Annotated in this window: 15 protein-coding genes; 5 read left to right on the plus strand and 10 right to left on the minus strand. The window is 72.8% G+C overall.

Annotated features, from left to right (window positions below):
* Positions 1 to 120 precede the first annotated feature (120 nt).
* From DY157_RS07710 to DY157_RS07720, 3 genes are all read right to left on the minus strand, one after another.
* The gene (locus DY157_RS07710; protein WP_174232141.1) at positions 121 to 2001 is read right to left on the minus strand and encodes a ribonucleoside triphosphate reductase; all 1881 of its coding nucleotides are present in this window, start codon (positions 1999 to 2001) and stop codon (positions 121 to 123) included.
* A gap of 420 nt (positions 2002 to 2421) precedes the next feature.
* Complete coding sequence (locus DY157_RS07715) at positions 2422 to 2796, minus strand: hypothetical protein (protein ID WP_115728085.1); 375 nt, start codon at positions 2794 to 2796, stop codon at positions 2422 to 2424.
* Positions 2797 to 2962: 166 nt separating this feature from the next.
* Positions 2963 to 3898, minus strand: coding sequence for a phosphatase PAP2 family protein (locus DY157_RS07720; protein WP_235827128.1), 936 nt, complete (start codon positions 3896 to 3898; stop codon positions 2963 to 2965).
* A 403-nt stretch (positions 3899 to 4301) separates the two neighbouring features.
* Here DY157_RS07720 and DY157_RS07725 point away from each other — a divergent pair, with 403 nt between their 5' ends.
* From DY157_RS07725 to DY157_RS07735, 3 genes are all read left to right on the plus strand, one after another.
* Entirely contained in the window at positions 4302 to 4760 is a 459-nt protein-coding gene (locus DY157_RS07725; RefSeq protein WP_235827129.1) for a YbjN domain-containing protein, read from the plus strand.
* Positions 4757 to 5239, plus strand: coding sequence for a YbjN domain-containing protein (locus DY157_RS07730; RefSeq protein WP_115728087.1), 483 nt, complete (start codon positions 4757 to 4759; stop codon positions 5237 to 5239). The genes DY157_RS07725 and DY157_RS07730 overlap by 4 nt, the downstream gene beginning before the upstream one ends.
* 137 nt (positions 5240 to 5376) lie before the next feature.
* Positions 5377 to 7968: a DEAD/DEAH box helicase gene (locus tag DY157_RS07735; protein WP_115728447.1), complete on the plus strand. Its 2592-nt coding sequence runs from the start codon at positions 5377 to 5379 to the stop codon at positions 7966 to 7968.
* A 263-nt stretch (positions 7969 to 8231) separates the two neighbouring features.
* Here DY157_RS07735 and DY157_RS07740 read toward each other — a convergent pair whose 3' ends face one another.
* The 3 genes from DY157_RS07740 to DY157_RS07750 form a co-directional block, all read right to left on the minus strand.
* Entirely contained in the window at positions 8232 to 8588 is a 357-nt protein-coding gene (locus DY157_RS07740; protein WP_235827130.1) for an Rv3654c family TadE-like protein, read from the minus strand.
* Positions 8589 to 8620: 32 nt separating this feature from the next.
* The gene (locus tag DY157_RS07745; protein ID WP_115728089.1) at positions 8621 to 8950 is read right to left on the minus strand and encodes a hypothetical protein; all 330 of its coding nucleotides are present in this window, start codon (positions 8948 to 8950) and stop codon (positions 8621 to 8623) included.
* A gap of 62 nt (positions 8951 to 9012) precedes the next feature.
* A complete protein-coding gene (locus DY157_RS07750; protein WP_115728090.1) occupies positions 9013 to 9252 on the minus strand; it encodes a DUF4244 domain-containing protein in 240 nt (79 codons plus the stop codon).
* Positions 9253 to 9519: 267 nt separating this feature from the next.
* Between DY157_RS07750 and DY157_RS07755 the strand changes: the two genes are divergently transcribed.
* Entirely contained in the window at positions 9520 to 11073 is a 1554-nt protein-coding gene (locus DY157_RS07755) for a DUF5129 domain-containing protein (protein ID WP_115728091.1), read from the plus strand.
* A gap of 25 nt (positions 11074 to 11098) precedes the next feature.
* Here DY157_RS07755 and DY157_RS07760 read toward each other — a convergent pair whose 3' ends face one another.
* The 3 genes from DY157_RS07760 to DY157_RS07770 all read right to left on the minus strand — a co-directional run bounded on the left by DY157_RS07760 (position 11099) and on the right by DY157_RS07770 (position 14582).
* Entirely contained in the window at positions 11099 to 12157 is a 1059-nt protein-coding gene (locus tag DY157_RS07760) for a type II secretion system F family protein (RefSeq protein ID WP_115728092.1), read from the minus strand.
* Between the two features lie 206 nt (positions 12158 to 12363).
* Entirely contained in the window at positions 12364 to 13602 is a 1239-nt protein-coding gene (locus DY157_RS07765; protein WP_174232142.1) for a TadA family conjugal transfer-associated ATPase, read from the minus strand.
* The gene (locus tag DY157_RS07770) at positions 13599 to 14582 is read right to left on the minus strand and encodes a hypothetical protein (RefSeq protein ID WP_160159485.1); all 984 of its coding nucleotides are present in this window, start codon (positions 14580 to 14582) and stop codon (positions 13599 to 13601) included. The genes DY157_RS07765 and DY157_RS07770 overlap by 4 nt, the downstream gene beginning before the upstream one ends.
* 118 nt (positions 14583 to 14700) lie before the next feature.
* Here DY157_RS07770 and DY157_RS07775 point away from each other — a divergent pair, with 118 nt between their 5' ends.
* Positions 14701 to 15498 carry an HAD family hydrolase gene (locus DY157_RS07775; protein WP_115728094.1) on the plus strand — a complete coding sequence of 266 codons (798 nt, stop codon included), beginning with the start codon at positions 14701 to 14703 and terminating at the stop codon, positions 15496 to 15498.
* 29 nt (positions 15499 to 15527) lie between these two features.
* Here DY157_RS07775 and DY157_RS07780 read toward each other — a convergent pair whose 3' ends face one another.
* Complete coding sequence (locus DY157_RS07780; RefSeq protein WP_115728095.1) at positions 15528 to 16406, minus strand: hypothetical protein; 879 nt, start codon at positions 16404 to 16406, stop codon at positions 15528 to 15530.
* Positions 16407 to 16451 lie beyond the last annotated feature (45 nt).

Here is a 16451-nt window from a genome sequence, read left to right on the forward strand (position 1 = left end):
TTACAAGTAAAACGAAAAGCAGACTAAAAATTTATGATATTACTGTCAACTTTTTTTTTTTTCAAGCAGAAGACGGCATACGAGATTCGCCTTAGTCTCGTGGGCTCGGGGATGATCACCTCAGCGCTCGGCCACCGGCGGGAACGCGGACACGAGCTCCCCGTGGCGCGAGGCCGCGTCCTCGGAGAACATCGTCCGCTCCGCGTACTCGCCCTTCTTCCCGATGTTGAAGGACTGGACCGGACGGAAGTAGCCCATCACGCGCGTCCACACCTCGCACGCGACCGGCTCGCGATCCGGGTGCGCCTCCGCGCACTTCTCGCAGGTGAAGTGCTCGCCCGCGAGGTAGCCGTGGACCGGGCAGATCGAGAACGTCGGCGTGATCGTGATGTAGGGAACCTTGAACGCCGTGAGAGAGCGGCGGACCATCTCCTTGCACGCGTCACCCGCGCTCATGCGCTCGCCCATGTAGAGGTGGAGCACCGTGCCGCCCGTGTACTTGCCCTGGAGGACCTCCTGGTCCTCGAGCGCCTGGAACGGGTCCTCCGTGTAGGAGACGGGGAGCTGCGAGGAGTTCGTGTAGTACGGCTGCTCGTCCGTGCCGGCCTGGATGATGCCGGGGAAGCGCTTGCGGTCCTCCTTCGCGAAGCGGTAGGTCGTGCCCTCGGCCGGGGTCGCCTCGAGGTTGTAGAGGTGGCCGGTCTTCTCCTGGAGCTCGACCATGCGGTCGCGGACGTGATCGAGGATCCGCACGCACAGGTCGAAACCGCGCGGGTCGGTGAGGTCGTACTCGTCGTGCGTGAAGTTCCGGACCATCTCGTTCATGCCGTTGACGCCGATGGTCGAGAAGTGGTTGTCGAGGTGCCCGAGGTAGCGCTTCGAGTACGGGAAGAGCCCGTGGTCCATGTGGAACTGGATCGTCTCGCGCTTGCGCTCGAGCGACTCGGAGGCGAGGTCGATGAGGCGGTCGAGCTCGGCGACGAGGGCGTCCTCGTCCCCGGCGAAGCGGTAGCCGAGGCGCGCCGTGTTGACGGTGACGACGCCGATCGAGCCGGTGAGCTCGGCCGAGCCGAAAAGGCCGTTGCCGCGCTTGAGGAGCTCGCGCAGATCGAGCTGGAGGCGGCAGCACATGGAGCGGATCATGTGCGGATCGAGGTCGGAGTTGATGAAGTTCTGGAAGTACGGGAGGCCGTACTTCGCCGTCATCTCGAAGAGGCGGTCGGCGTTCTCGGTGTTCCAGTCGAAGTCCGGAGTGATGTTGTAGGTCGGGATCGGGAAGGTGAAGACGCGCCCGTCGGCGTCGCCCCCGGTCATCACCTCGATGAAGGCGCGATTGATGAGGTCCATCTCCGCCTGGAGCTCGCCGTAGGTGAAGTCCATGACCTCGTCGCCGATGAGCGGGTACTCCTCGCGCAGGTCGTCCGGGCATGTCCAGTCGAAGGTGAGGTTCGTGAACGGACACTGGCTGCCCCAGCGGCTCGGCACATTGAGGTTGTAGATGAGCTCCTGCATGCACTGGACGATGTCCTCGTAGGCCATCGCGTCCTTGCGGACGAAGGGCGCCATGTAGGTGTCGAAGGAGGAGAACGCCTGCGCGCCGGCCCACTCGTTCTGGAGCGTGCCGAGGAAGTTGACGATCTGGCCGCACGCGGAGGAGAAGTGGGCGGGCGGTGCGGAGGCGATCGCGCCGGTGACGCCGTTGAAGCCCTCCTGGATGAGGCGCTTGAGCGACCATCCGGCGCAGTAGCCGGCGAACATGTCGAGGTCGTGGATGTGGTAGTCGCCGTTGCGGTGGGCCTCGCCGATCTCGGGGGTGTAGATCTGCTCGAGCCAGTAATTCGCGACGATCTTGCCCGCGGAGTTGAGGATGAGGCCGCCGAGGGAGTACCCCTGGTTGGCGTTGGCGTTGACGCGCCAGTCGGAGCGGTCGAGGTACTCCTCGACTGTTCCGAGCGCGTCGACGTCGTAGCGCGGGGCGCGATCCAGGGCGGACTGATCCATCTCATTCACCTCTCGGGTTGGGGCGCGTGGGCGTCGTCCGCTTCCGGGCGCGCGGGGCCTTCGGGGCTCTTTCGCGCGGGGAAGCGGGGAGTTTCGGGGCGTTCCGGTCGATCACTACATCTTGTGCTCGACGCGAACGGACGCCACTGTATGTAGGGCCAGCCACGAAATCCAGGACCGCCCCTCGCGACACGCCGTGCGCGACTCCGGACCTCCGTCCCGGGTCGTCACCCCTGGGACTTCAGTCCCGCTCGGCCCTCGCTCCGCCCCGCCGCCCCTTCCCCGCCGAGAGCATCACGTTCGCGCGTCGAGAGCATCACGTTCGCGCGTCGAGGGGATCTCCACACCCCTTCAGGGGACGGCGGCGCACTAGGCCGGCGCGGCGCGCCGACTCATGGGAGCCGACTGTGACGCGCGGATTCAGAGGAGCCAGGGATTGGCCCGAACGATCCCGAGCCTCCTCCATCTCCGTCCCAGCCCCCACGCGTCGCCCGCCCTCGTCGCTGCGACGACGACGAGCGCAAGGGCGTAGACGACGTGCGCGTCGACGAGGGGATTCGGGGCCGCGCTCGCCGCGTCGACCGTGACCGGCGGAAACGTGGCGAGCCAGAGGAGGGCCATCAGCGCGACTCCGCAGGCGGCCGCGAGCCGGGTCGCGATCCCGAGTCCGAGGGTGCGATCGAGGAACGCCCAGAGGAAGACGAATCCGAGGACGATGCGCAGGGCGGCGAGTGCCTTCCGGGCGGTCGCGGAGGCGACGATCTCCTCATCGGCGAGGAGCGGGGTGTCGGACACGGCGGTCCCTCTTCTCGATCGGCCCGAAGGGCCAGGGGTGTTCTCCGCACGATAGACCCCGGCGGTCCGCGGAGGGGGCATCCGGCTCGGCGGCGTCGAAGTCCTGGGGCTGACGGGGAGAACGGATCCCCTCGACGGGGAAACGTAATGCTCTCGGCGGGGGGAGTCAGCGGCGGTCGACGCAGAGGGCGTCGACCTCGTGGAGGACCGCGCCGACGACGCCGATCACCCAGCAGCCCGCCGCCACCGCGAGCAGCCGGGCGCGCCAGGGCGCGGACTCGAGGAACACGGAGAACCCGTAGCCCGAGGAGCCGGGGGTCGCAACCTTCGCGACGTCGACCCCGACGAGTGCGATGAGGGAGAGAGCGAGCGCGATCCCGCAGAGGGTCCACACGGCGATCGCCATCGCGCGGCGCACGCCGGGCGCATGACGCTCGCGCCCCTCGATCGGGGAGAGGGCGAGCGCCCAGGCCCCGCAGACGAGGACGGCGACGACGACGTCGGCGAGGCGGTGCCAGGCCGACATCATGACGGAGATCCCCATGAGCGAGGTCCACGCCCAGCCCGCCCACGCGGCGGGCCCGCGCAGCCAGCGGGGCGCGACCATGACGAGGGCGAGCGACACGGACATCGCGACGGTCGTGTGGCCCGAGGGCAGGGAGTTCGCGAGGGCAGTCGTCACCCCGAGATCGGGGCGGTGAACGAGCGCCTTGACGATCTGGGTCGTCGCATTCGCGCCGACGACGACGACGATCGCGCGCCCGGCAAGGGTCGGGCGGCGCCGCGCGACCGCGACGACGAAGACGAGAGCGCCGACGAGGACCATCGCCGGGGCCGAGACGATCGAGGTGATGACGCCGGGAAGTCCGCCGACCCGGTCGGCCCAGCGGATGAGGGCCTCCATGAAGAGGGTGTCGGCGCTCTGCCCCCACGCGGTCGCGATCGCCAGGCGCCCGAGGACGATCGCCCCGAGGACGCACGCGAGGAACCCGAGGACGCGGCGGCGCAGTCGACGCCGGTACCAGCGGTCGTCGCCCCGTCCGGCCGACGAGCGCGGCCTCGGAGTCGGGGCCTGCGACGAGGACGGGGGCGGCGGCGGCATCCGATTCGACATCGCACCCCCCCCGGCCTCGTATCCGCTGACTCCCCCACTGTATCGGCCTGGCTCCTATACACATCTGACGCTGCCGCCGAATAGAGAGGGGGGGGTTTTGGGGGGGGCCGGGCCTTTAAAAAAAAAAAGAAGAGAAACAAGTGAACAAGACAGCAACGAACAAAACTGAATGAGTGCAGACGGAGCTACCTCAACGACGACGTCTATAGATCGTCGAGGACCATGATACAGTCTGTCACCACCTCGNACTTGCCCGAGCCCGTGCCGGTCGCGATGACGACGTCGCGGCCCGCGCGGATCGCGTCGAGGGCGGCCGCCTGGTGGCTCCACGCCGCCCGCGCGCCCCTCCGTTACAGTGGTCGCGAACCGCCCCCGTTCCCCAGGAGAGCCCGTGTCCGCCACGACGCCAGTGAACACCGATCGCATCCGGACGATGCTGTCGGACCGCGACGTCTCCTTCGGCGAGTACGACGAGTCCGAACTCGTCGTCCCCACCCGCAACGCCGTCTACTTCTGGAACACCTCGAACCCGCAGATCCTCCAGCTGAGGGCGCAGTGGCGGGGCGTGGCCGAGAACGACGCGCAGTTCAGCGCCCTCGTCGAGGAGGTCGCGAAGTGCAACTCGACGCGAACAGGGCCGAAGGCCTACCTCGCGCCCTTCGAGGACGGGAGGAGGTACGGCCTCGTCGCCGAATGCGACGTCGTCGCGATGGAGGGGCTCGCCCCCGCGCAGCTCGACGCGTTCTGCGAGACCTCGATGTCGATGATCATGAGCTTCCTCACCGACCTCGAGGACGCCCTGCCCGACTTCGTCGACTGGCCCGACGAGTCCGAGGAGGACCGCGCATGAGCGCCCCCTACGTCGTCCCCGACGACGACGCGACCCCCTACCCGCTCGACTTCGAGCGCCTCCTCGCCCGCGTCCACGAGATGGGCTACGAACTCGACGTCATCGCCGCGGGCCGGGCCGCCGGCGCCGTCTTCGACTCCGTCCCCTTCCTCGTGTCCCTCGACGCCTCGGGCCGCTTCCTCTCGATCCGCGCGATGTGGGAGACGGGCCTGCCCTACGCCTCCTCGCGGCACGCGATCTTCGCGGCCGCCGACTCGTGGAACCGGGAGAAGTACTTCCCGACCGTCTACTCGATGCCCTCGGACGGCGGCACGCTCCAGGTCCTCGCGGACTTCGTCCTCGACACCGTCGCGGGCGTCTCGAACGCCCAGCTCACCCAGAACATCGCCGCCGGGATCTCGACCGGGATCGGCGCGATCGAGTACATGAAGCAGGCCGCCGCCCAGACGCTCGGGTGGACCGACCCGCGGGCGGAATGAACGCGGAGGGCGCCGAAGGCGCCCCGCAGAGTCCCCAGGGCGCCGCGGCCGCCGAAGGCGCCCCCGACCCGGCCGCATCCTCGACGATCCCCCTCGAATCGCCCGCCGCCCTCGACCTCGTCGATCTCCTGCGCCGCATGAGCGCGAACGACGACCGCCTCGTCGACCTGCGCGTCGTGCCGGGGAGGACCGAGCAGACCGCCGCCTGGCCCGACTGGGTCGCTCCCGACGTCGTCGATGCGTGGGCCGCGAAGGGCGCGCGGGCGCCGTGGAGCCACCAGGCGGCCGCCCTCGACGCGATCCGCGCGGGCCGCGACGTCGTCATCGCGACCGGCACGGGCTCGGGCAAGTCGGCGCCCGCGTGGACGCCGATCCTCTCCGACCTCGTCGATGCCGAGGACTCCGGGCGGATCTCCGCGATCCGGCGGCGCCCGACCTGCCTTTACATGTCGCCGACGAAGGCGCTCGCCGCCGATCAGCTCGCCGGTCTCGCGCGCCTCCTCGCCCTCGCCCCCGAGGGGTCTCCTCTGAGGACCGTCCGCGCGACGACCGCGGACGGGGACTCCCCCCGCGAGGCGAAGGAGTGGGCGCGCGCGAACGCCGACATCCTCCTCACGAACCCCGACTACCTCCACTTCGTCCTCCTGCCCGCCCACGAGCGCTGGACCCGTTTCCTCGCCTCCCTCAAGTACGTCGTCGTCGACGAGCTCCACCACTGGCGCGGGATCATCGGGAGCCACATCGCCCTCGTCATCCGGCGCCTCCTGCGCGTCACCCACTCGCTCGGCGCCGACCCCGTCGTCGTCATGCTCTCGGCGACCGTCCGCGACCCCGCGCGCGTCGGCGAGGCGATGACCGGCCGACCGGCCCTCGCGATCGACGAGGACGGGTCCCCCGCCGGCGCCCACCACCTCGCCCTGTGGCAGGGGCGCCTCGTCCCCGACGAGGCCGAGGTCGACATCTCCGACTTCCTCAGGGCCGTCGCCGGCGAGGAGGTCGTCCTCGAGGCGCCGATGCGCCGCGTCTCCGCTCAGACCGAGGCCGCGAACCTCACCGCCGCGTTCATGGAGCACGGTGCCCGGCTCCTCACCTTCGTCCGCTCGCGCGGCGGCGCCGAAACCGTCGCCCAGCAGGCGCGCGACCGCCTGTCCGCCCACGGGTCGCCGCTCGCCGGCATGGTCGCCGCCTATCGCGGCGGCTACCTCCCCGAGGAGCGCCGCGCCCTCGAGAAGGGCCTGCGCACCGGCGGCCTGCGGGCGGTCGCGACGACGTCGGCCCTCGAGCTCGGACTCGACGTCTCGGGGCTCGACGCGACGATCAGCGCCGGCTGGCCGGGCACGCGCGCCTCCCTCTGGCAGCAGGTCGGCCGCGCCGGGCGCGCCGGGAACCCCGGGGTCTCCGTCCTCATCGCCTCGGACAACCCGCTCGACGCCTACCTCGTCCACCACCCCGACGAGATCTTCGCCCCCGTCGAATCCGCCGTCATCGACCCCTCCAACCCCTGGGTCCTCGCCCCGCACCTCGCGGCGGCCGCCTCCGAGCTCCCGCTCTCGACGACGCGCGCCGACGGGGAGGACCTCGCGCTCTTCGGCCCCGAATTCCCGGCGCTCGCCGACGCCCTCGTCGCCGAGGGCTACCTCAAGCGCCGCCCTGCCGGCTGGTACTGGGACGCGACCCGCCGCGAGCGCGCCTCCGACCTCACGGACCTGCGCGGATCGGGCGGCGACGTCCAGATCGTCGACGTCCGCTCCGGCGCGGTCATCGGCACGATCGACGAGCCCTCCGCCGACGCCCACGTCTTCCCCGACGCCGTCTACGTCCACCAGGGGCGCACCTTCCACGTCCTCTCCCTCTCCTCGCTCATGTCCCCGATCGACGAGGGCGGGGCGATCGATCTCGACGGGTCGGAGGCGGATCCGGCGCCCGGGTCCTCCGCTTCCCCTCGCGCGGACGGCGCCGCGCCCTCGTCGATCGTGAGCGGCGGGCCGTCGCTCATTGCCCCGCGGTCGCGCGGGACTGACCGGCAGCGGGTCGCCGTCGTCGAGGAGGTCCGCACGCCCCTGCGCACGCGCGCGAAGCAGCACGTGTCGGTGTCGGTGCGCGAGGTCGAACGTTCGTGGACCTCGGCCGACGGGCTCGTCACCTGGCGGTTCGGGGCGGTCGACGTGACGAGCCGCGTCACCGACTACGACCTCCTCCGCCTGCCGGGGCTCGAGTTCATCCGCAACGTCGAACTGCGCCTCCCGACGCGCACGCTCCCGACGAAGGCCGTGTGGTACGAGCTCGCGCCCGGAGCCCTCGCGGTTCTCGGCCTCGACGCCGAGGAGCTCCCGGGGACGCTGCACGCCGCGGAGCACGCGTCGATCGGGATGCTCCCGCTGTTCGCGACCTGCGACCGTTGGGATCTGGGTGGCCTGTCGACCGCCCAGCACGACGACACCGACCTGCCGACCGTGTTCGTCCACGACGCGTTCCGCGGCGGGGCGGGCCACGCGGAATGCGGGTTCGATCGGGCGGCGGACTGGATCCGCGCGACCCTCGAGACGGTCGCCGGGTGCGACTGCGAGGACGGGTGCCCGAGGTGCGTCCAGTCGCCGAAGTGCGGGAACGGGAACGAGCCGCTGTCGAAGGCCGGGGCGATCGTGCTCCTCGGCTTCCTCGCGGATCGGTGCCCGGGCGCGCGCATCCCCTCGACGGAGAAACGTGATGCTTTCGACGCGCGAAGGTGATGCTCTCGCGTACAGGCATACGAGTTGGGCGGCGATATCGTGCTCACCGGACACCAGAAGGGGTCGGCCTTGCGGCCGACCCCTCATGGCATCCCATCAACACAGTGCGAGTCTTCGATATCTTCCTTCCTCGGCTCTCGGAATGTCCACGGTTCCGAGTACCTCTTGGCGTGATGGCTTCACGGTACGGATCGCTCCTTGGGTTCCCATGTACTCCACCTGAAAGTTTCCTGGGATTCTGAGAGCGGACCTCGACGGCCGTCTCACGGCGGCCCCGCCCTCGCTCGCGCCCTCACCGGCGCGGGAATCCCCAGCACCGCGACCCGGTCGGCGAGGACGACGCGCGTGTCCGCTCCGACGACCTCGCAGGACTCGAGGTCGACGTCGTTGCGCGCGGCGACCTCGCGGGCCGCCGCGCACGGCCGACCGCCGACGTCCTCCCAGACCGCGGTCGCCGAGACGTCCGCGCCCGCGAGCGCCGCGAGGTCGGCGACGGCGTCGAGGCGGGCGCGGCCGGCCGTCAACGCGCTCGAGGCGGAGACGACGAGCGCGCATCCCACGGCGAGCGCGCAGATCCCGGCGACGAGAACCGTCCCCGAGCCCTCGTCGCCCTCGGTCATACCCTCGGACCGCGGCCCAACGGACTCCCCACTCATGGGATCGTGCTCCCGAGCAGGGCGCTCGCCTCGCAGGAGGCGCTCCCGATCTCGAATCCGCCGAGGCCGCGGCCGGGCAACCGCGCTCGCGACCTCGCCCACCGGCCCTCGCGGCTCGTCGTGACCGTGGCCCCGCGCGCGCCCAGGTCGCCCAGCGCCCGCGCGCCGACGGCATCCGGATCGGAGACTCCGGCGACGGCCGCCCGCGCCGCCTCCCCCGCCGCTCGGCAGAGGCCCTGTCGGGCGAGCCCGATCGAAGAGACGGCGAGGACGAGCGCGATCATCGCCGCGACGGCGATGAAGCCAAGGGCGAGCTCGACGGTCACCGACCCGGATTCGAGGCCCTCGGGGGAGGGGCGCGGGCCCCTCCCCCGACGTCGCCGAGCGCTCATAGCGAGAGCGCGGACTCGATGATGCCCTGGAGCAGGCCCTTCACCGCCCCCGACTTGAGGATGACGAGGAGCAGTCCGGCGAACCCCGCCGCCGCGACCGCGCCGATCGCGTACTCGACGGTCGTCGAGCCCTCCTCCGGGTCCCCCTCCGGGGCGAGCCGCTCGAGAACCGCGTCGCGAGCGCGCCCGGCCTCCTGACGGGCGCGGATCGAGGCGAGTGCAAGGGAATCGAACATGGTGAACCTCCTTCGACGTGTCCCGGTCCATCCGGGACTTCAGCCTCCCGGGATCGACCCGGCGCCGCGATGGGCGCCCTCGGAAGCTGTGGAGGAGGGGAACCGCCGCGGCGGTCTGTGGATGGGGTGAACCGGAGAATCGGCGCAGATCTGCGCGTGCCGGGGCGCTTCGGGACGGCCTCCGGAAACCGCCCGAGGCGCCAAGTCGTTGCGCCGACGGGTCGGATGACGTTTCATGGGTAAGCGACCGATCCCGAAAGGACCGCGATGACCGATCTCCTCCAACGTCTCGGCGGCGCGAGTGCCGTCGGGAGGCTCGCCGGGCGCACACTCGGCGTCCTCCTCCTCATCGTCCTCACGCCCCTCCTCATCCTCTGGCCCTTCGGGCGCGACCACGCGCCGAACGTCGCCGTCCACGACGAGGAGGGCATCCTCCAGGTCCAGCCCGTCATCGACCGGCTCGAGGAGCTCCGTTTCCGCTCGGACGTCGACCTCGAGGTCCTCACGCTCGCCGCCGACTACAACGCGAACTTCAACGACGAGGTCCTCGCGTACGCCCGCGCCCACGAGCCGCAGTGGATCAGCGCGAAGGACCCGAACTACTGGGCCGACGGCCTCGTCCTCCTCGCCGTGTCCTCTTCCGGCCGCTGGGTCGGCACGTACTTCGGCGAGGACGTCAAGGTCGGGACCTCCGTCCAGGAGGCGATCCAGGACGCCGGAAAGAACGCGTTCCGCGAGGGCGATTGGGCGAAGGGGGTCGTCGACCTCGGGCGCGCCGCCGCCAAGGAGATCGGCAAGCCCGTGCGCACCGGCGGCTTCATCGCGTGGGCCTCGGGGCTCATCACGGCTGGCGCCGCCCTGTGGCTCGCGAACGTCTGGCGGGCGGGCCTCTCCTGCCGCTCGCGCTTCAAGAAGGCACTCACCCACTACGCGAACGTCACCCGCGACTGGGAGACGACCGAACTCCTCGCGGGCACGATCCCCGCGGACGAGCCGCACGGCGCCGAGGTCCTCGCACGCTACGCCTCCTTCCGCAACCGCTACCACGCGATGACGAAGTCGCTCTTAGAGATGGACTCCGTCCGCGGCGCCGGGTGGTTCGACACGACGCTCGACGCGAAGACCGCGAAGCTCCTCGTCCGCGCCGAAGATCTCGACGCGGTCGACGACTCGATCGCGCACACCGCTGCGCTCCTGTGCATGGACTCGGGGTGGGAGGACGCCTGGCGCAATGAGCTCGGCCCCATCTACGAGGACCTCGCCTCCTTCCGGACGCTCTGCGACGAGGTCGACAACGTGCGCGGCGTCTCCACCGACTCCGATCGCGAGTGGCTGCGCTCGATCGGCCCGGAGCTCGACCGTCTCACCGCCGATCTCGGAGCCCGGACCGTCTCCCCCTCCGCGGCCCTCGACCGTCTCGACGAGATCGCCAGCGCCTTGCACTCCCGCTCGCTGAGGCTCAGCGGCGCGGCGATCCAGGCGGACGGGTCGGAGTATTCGGACAGGCGGCGGTCCGAGTACGAGTCGAACGTCGAGGAGTGGAAGCGCAACGCGCCTGCCTACTTGGGATCGTGGAAGTACGACGGGCACTCGGGGCACTATGAGCCCTCGTCAACCATCCGGACGACCTCCTCTTCGGCGGGTGCCTCCTGGTCGCACGCGTCCGGGTCATCCTCCTCCTATCGGCCGATCTCGGGGCTGGTGACCGGCTACTCATCTGCGGCCACATGGTCTCCGCCGTCGAGCTCCGACTCGTCCTCCAGCTCCTCGTCGTTCTCCGGGGGCGGCTTCTCGGGCGCGGGATCGAGTTCGCACTTCTGAGGCGCGCGCCGACGGTCTACCGCGCCTAGAGGAGCCCTCCGAATCCTCCGTCGACGAGGTGGAGGACCACCGGCCCGAGGCCGAGGGCGAGGAAGGCTGGGAGGAGCAGCGCCCCCACGGGCACGGCGAGTTCGACGCCGAGCGATTCGGCGGCCGCGCGCGCGTCGGCGAGGCGCCGCGATCGGATCTGCGCCGCCGTCCGGGCGAGGAGGTCGTCGGGCGCCGTCCCGTCGATCCACGCGGGTTCGAGGGCGCGGGCGAGAGCCGGAGACGCGGTCCCCTCCCACGCCGCGTCCCAGGAGACGCCGAGGCGCAGCCCCCTCCCGGCCGCCGCGAGCTCAGGATCCGATGAGGCCTCCCCCAGGGCCTCGAGGACTCCCGGGATCGAGGCGCCCGCATCGAGGGCCGCCCGCGCGAGGTCGCAGGCGATGGCCTCGTCGAGGCCGTTCGGAGAGGCGGAAGCCCGGGCGACGAGCCGATCGGAGACGAGACGCGCCGCGAGGAGGAGCCCGACTCCGACGAGTCCGAGGACCGTCCCGAGTCCGCCGTCGAGGAAGCGCTCGAGCGGGGCGGCCCCGAGGATCTGCGCGGCCGCGACGCCGAGGAGCGGGAGGGCGGTGAGGATCCGCGTCGAGGTCCTCGCGCCCGCGGCGGCGACCCTGCGCGCCTCCTCGGCGCTCTCGGCCTCGTCGAGCCCATCGGCGACGGCGTCGAGGACCTCGGCGAGCGGCGCGCCGTTCGCCGCGCTCAACCGGCACGCGGCCCCGAGGGCGAGGGCCGCGCGCGCGGCGGCCCGTCCCTTCGCTGAGCGCGCCCGGCGCAGTCGTGCGAGACCGGCGGGGCCGCGGACGTCCCTCAGGCGCGGCGCCGTCGAGATCCCCTCCAGCACGCGCGGGCTCCCGCCCTCGTCGATCCCCGTGAAGGGGAGGGCGGGAACGAGGCGCTCCCAGGCGGCGCGCCACGCGGCCTCGGTCGGCGCCCCCGCGCGGAGGCGACCGGCGACGTCGGCGACGAGGAGCGCGAGGTCGGGGGCCTCGACCCCGGAGGACCCGCGGGCGCCGCGCGCACGGTCCGCCCGGACCATCGGCCCCGCGCAGAAGGGTGCTCTCCGACGGACGCCACTCCCCGGCTCCGCGCCCGTGCAAGCCCGTCCGGCCGCCGGCCCTCCCGGCCCCGCGGAGGCGACCGGCGCCGTTCGCCCCCACTCCCGGACGACCCGACGTCGGCGGGCCCGCTCCCCGAGCGCGGCCGCGAGAGCGCAGACGAGCGCGACGAGGGCGAGGACGGCGCTCATCCGGCGCCCATCGGCGCGGGCCCGACGCGGTCGTCGGGCGCGCGACCGAGCGCCCCATCGTGGTCGAGGACGCGCGCGAGCCCTTCCCACCCGGGCCCTTCGACGCAGGTCCCGTCCCTTTCGGCCGCGAGCGCGAGGTCGCAGCGCAGATCCGGGCCCGACCGCACAAGGACCCCGATCTCGGCGACCCAGCGGCCGGGCCCTCCGAGCTCCCGCGAAGACGAGGACGGGGCGGCGGACGACGACCGGGACGTCGGCGCGCGCCGCATGTGGACGACGGCGTCGAGGGCCGCGACCGCCTGTGCCGCGAGCGCCGCGTCGCTCATCCCCGCGAGGGCTCCGAGCGCCTGGAGTCGAGCGGGCACGTCCCCCGTCCCGTTCGCGTGGATCGTCGCCCAGCCGCCGTCGTGCCCGGTGTTGAGGGCGAGGAGGACGTCGCGGACCTCGGGCCCGCGGCACTCGCCGAGGACGAGCCGATCGGGCCGCATCCGCATCGCCGCGCGGACGAGCTCCGCGAGCGGGATCGCGCCGCGCCCCTGGACGTTCGCCCGTCGTTCGACGAGGGAGATCGCGTGCGGGTGCTCGGGCGCGAGCTCGGGGACCTCCTCAATGCAGACGATCCGCTCGTCGGCGGGCACGAGCCCGAGGAGGGCCGCGAGGAGCGTCGTCTTCCCGCTCCCGGTCGCCCCGCTCACGAGGACGTTGGCGCGCGCCTCGACGAGTCGGCGCAGGACGATCCCCACGCGCGGGGCGACGCTCCCGGCGGCCTCCATCTCCGGAAGGCCCATCCCCCGGGCCCGCGCGCAGCGCAGCGACACGAGCGTGCCCGAGGCGGACGGGGGCGCGAGCACGGCGTGGAGGCGGACGCCCCCGGGCAGGGTGCCGTCGACGATGGGGCTCGCGTCGTCGAGCCGCCGCCCGCAGGCCGCCGCCATCCGCACGGCGAGGGCGCGCACGCCCTCCTCCCCGCCGAGGTCGAGGACGAGCCGCTCGAGTCCGCTCCCCCGATCGACCCACGCCGCACCCGAATTGAGGAGGACGTCGGTGACGAGCGCGTCGGCGAGGACGCGGGCGAGCTCGGGCCCGGTCCCCTCGGCGATCGTCCGGACCCGGTCGAGCAGGCCCGTCATCTCCCGGATCCCCGCCCCCGGCCGGGCGGCGCCCGCGACCGCCCGCGCGAGCCCCTCGCCGTGCGCGAGTGCCCGCAGGGCCTCCGATTCGCGTCCGCCGCTCATGCGAACTCCCCCGCCCAGGCGCGCCCGCCGGCCCGGCGCAATTCGTCGAGGAGCGCCCGGCACCCGCGGCGCATCGCGCGTCGCAGGGCAAGATCCGGCATCCCCGGCGCGGCCTCGGCGATCCGTTCCCTCCCCCGTCCGAAGTGGACGAGGACGCAGGGGATCGCGGGCGGATGGAGGGAGAGGGCGCAGGCGAGCCGGGAGGCCCCCTCGAGGTCGGAGTCCCCGGCGAGGACGAGCCCGTCGAGGAGGAGGGCGTGCGCCGAGTGCGCCCGCGCGTCCCACGCCCCGAGGTCGACGACCGCTCCGCGCCCCGCCGCCCCGAGCGACCGAAGGACGGGCGCGAGCCTCGGGTCGCGCGCCTCTGCGACTCCGCTCCCGTCCCCGCCGAGAACCCGCAGTCCGCCGACGCGCGGCAGACGATCGACGAGGTCGGGGCCGAAGGCCGTTTCGGAGGGGTCGAGATCCGCCCAGCGCACTCCCGCCGCCCCGGGAGAGGCGAGCATCGGGAGTGCGGGCGCCGCGCCCGAGGCGTCGACGAGGACGGCTCCGGCGCCGGCGGCGAGGAGGGCGGCGAGGCGCCCCGATCCGCCGCTCCACGTCCCGACCCCGATGCGCAGGACGTCGGCGTCGACGGATGCGCCGGAGCGCGGGGCGACCGCGGTCGTAGGAAGGGCCGCGGGCCGAGCGCCGCCCTTTCCCCGACCCGCGACCCGGGAGAGGGCCTCGGCGAGGAGCGCCTCGTCCGCCGGGAGGCGCAGCTGCCCGGACTCCCCGAGCTCGAGGCGCATCGCCCCGCGGGCCCCTCTCGCCCGCGGGCCGGCGAGGACGAGCGCGGGCTCGCCCGTCCCGTCCCACTCCCGCGCCCCGACGAGCGCCATGAGCTCTCCGACCCTCCGCGCGTCGTCCCCGTCGATCCCGTCGAGGAGGACGCCGCCGGGCGTCCGCCCCGCCCTCGTCACCGTTTCCGCTCGTCCCATGGCACTAGGAGACCCCGGTCGACCTCGTCGGCGCCCCACGGGAGCGCGCGACCTGTGGAAGACTGGACGGAACCCTTCGGCCTGTGGACGGCCGAACCGAGACCCCGAGGAGGCGGTGATGAGCGAACGGCACGGCGCGGGGAGCGCCGCCTTCTTCGACCTCGACAAGACGATCCTCGCGACCTCGTCCTCCCTCGCCCTCCAGGGGTCCTTCCTCGACGCGGGACTCATCTCGCGCTCCGCCGCGATCATGTCGGTCCTCGTCCACCTCCCCTACCTCCTGCGCGGGGCGGACGCCGACCGGATGGATCAGATGGCGCGGGCGCTCGGCGACCTCGCGAAGGGGATCGACGCGCGACTCCTCGAATCGATCGTCGAGGAGTCCCTCGAAACCGCGATCGACCCGGTCTGCTACGTGCGCGCCCTCGAGGAGATCGCCCGCCACCGAGCCGCCGGCCGCCCCGTCGTCGTCGCCTCCGCGTCCGTCATCGAGGTCGTCCGCCCGATCGCCGCGCGCCTCGGCGCCGACGCCGTCCTCGCCTCCCGCGTCGCGACCGACGAGAGGGGCGGCTACACGGGCGAGATCCTCCACTACAACCAATCGGAGAAGAAGGCGGAGGCGTGCGCGCGACTCGCCGCCGAGCGCGGCTGGGACCTCGCGGAGTCCTGGGCGTACTCCGACTCGGTCTCCGACGTGCCGCTCCTCTCCTCGGTCGGCCATCCGGTCGCCGTCAACCCCGACCGGGGGCTGCGCGCCGTCGCCGAGGAGCGCGGCTGGGAGATCGCCCGCTTCGACGAGACCGCGCGGGCGCCGCGCCGCATTCCCGCGCCCTCGCGGCGAACGCTCGGAATCGCGGCCTTCGCGATCGGCGCGGGCGCGCTCGCCGTCGGCCTCGCCGTCTCGCGGCGCCCCTGAAACGCGAGGAGCCCGGACGCTCCGAGCGTCTACCCGAGCCTGCCCGCCTGCACGTGGAGGGCGACGTCGACGCCCACCCGGGCGCCGAACTCGACGGATTCGGCGAAGCGGAGCATCCAGCGGGCGAGCCCGTCCTCGTCCGCCCGGACCCAGCCCGCGAGCGCGCGGGAGGCGCCGGCCGGATCCTGCGCGTCGAGCGCGCTGATCGCGCACGCGCCCGTCGGGTCGACGCCCTCGACGACGAGGAGGCGCCGGGCGAGCGCCGCCCCGACGCCCGCCGACGCGGGCGCGAAGACCTCGCGGAAGCGGAAGTGCGCGACGATCCCCGCGGCGCGCGCGAGCGCCGGGGCGGGGGCCGAGAGGATCCTCAGCGCCGGGGCGAGGACCTCGGCGGAGGCGGGGATCGCCACCCGCTCGGTCGCGAGCCGTCCGGATTCGACGAGGCCGGAGCACAGATCCCGATGGATCCCGGCGAGGGGCGCGGGGATCGGAACGGACCTCGGGGCCGAAGGCGTCCGCGCGTTGAGGGGCGCGAAATCGCGGAGGATGCCCGCCTGGGAGCGGAACGCGCCGATCGCGAGGTCCATCGCGGGATCGCGACCCGTCCTCGGGCGCGGATCGACCAGCGCCGCGGAACCGGGCGCCGGGCGCTCGACGGGCGCATCGGCGAGGGTCGCGAGCCGCAATTCGTCGACGGTCGTGCGCGCGCCGAGGATCAGGGCGACGGCGGCGGCCTCGCGGACCGCGGCCTCCGCGCGCGCCTCCTCCCAACCGCGCCGCAGGCCCTCGTGGAAGCGGAGGCGGGCGAGGGAGGCGAGGGCGTCGTCGAAGGCGGCGCTCACGTCCGGGCGGCGCGAGGCTCCGACGAGGAGCTCGACGGGCGGATCGATGAGAGCGTCGATGGTCACCGGACCAGCCTACGGTCCGCGGCCGGGCGCGTCGCGGACGCGCCT

Source organism: Actinomyces culturomici, from assembly GCF_900499005.1.
Lineage (GTDB): Bacteria > Actinomycetota > Actinomycetes > Actinomycetales > Actinomycetaceae > Pauljensenia > Pauljensenia culturomici.

Coding starts and splice junctions, on each gene's coding strand:
- DY157_RS07710 (WP_174232141.1), bottom strand. CDS start 2,001: ATGGATCAGTCCGCCCTGGATCGCGCCCCGCGCTACGACGTCGACGCG.
- DY157_RS07720 (WP_235827128.1), bottom strand. CDS start 3,898: ATGCCGCCGCCGCCCCCGTCCTCGTCGCAGGCCCCGACTCCGAGGCCG.
- DY157_RS07730 (WP_115728087.1), top strand. CDS start 4,757: ATGAGCGCCCCCTACGTCGTCCCCGACGACGACGCGACCCCCTACCCG.
- DY157_RS07735 (WP_115728447.1), top strand. CDS start 5,377: ATGAGCGCGAACGACGACCGCCTCGTCGACCTGCGCGTCGTGCCGGGG.
- DY157_RS07740 (WP_235827130.1), bottom strand. CDS start 8,588: ATGACCGAGGGCGACGAGGGCTCGGGGACGGTTCTCGTCGCCGGGATC.
- DY157_RS07750 (WP_115728090.1), bottom strand. CDS start 9,252: ATGTTCGATTCCCTTGCACTCGCCTCGATCCGCGCCCGTCAGGAGGCC.
- DY157_RS07755 (WP_115728091.1), top strand. CDS start 9,520: ATGACCGATCTCCTCCAACGTCTCGGCGGCGCGAGTGCCGTCGGGAGG.
- DY157_RS07760 (WP_115728092.1), bottom strand. CDS start 12,157: ATGGTCCGGGCGGACCGTGCGCGCGGCGCCCGCGGGTCCTCCGGGGTC.
- DY157_RS07765 (WP_174232142.1), bottom strand. CDS start 13,602: ATGAGCGGCGGACGCGAATCGGAGGCCCTGCGGGCACTCGCGCACGGC.
- DY157_RS07770 (WP_160159485.1), bottom strand. CDS start 14,582: ATGGGACGAGCGGAAACGGTGACGAGGGCGGGGCGGACGCCCGGCGGC.
- DY157_RS07775 (WP_115728094.1), top strand. CDS start 14,701: ATGAGCGAACGGCACGGCGCGGGGAGCGCCGCCTTCTTCGACCTCGAC.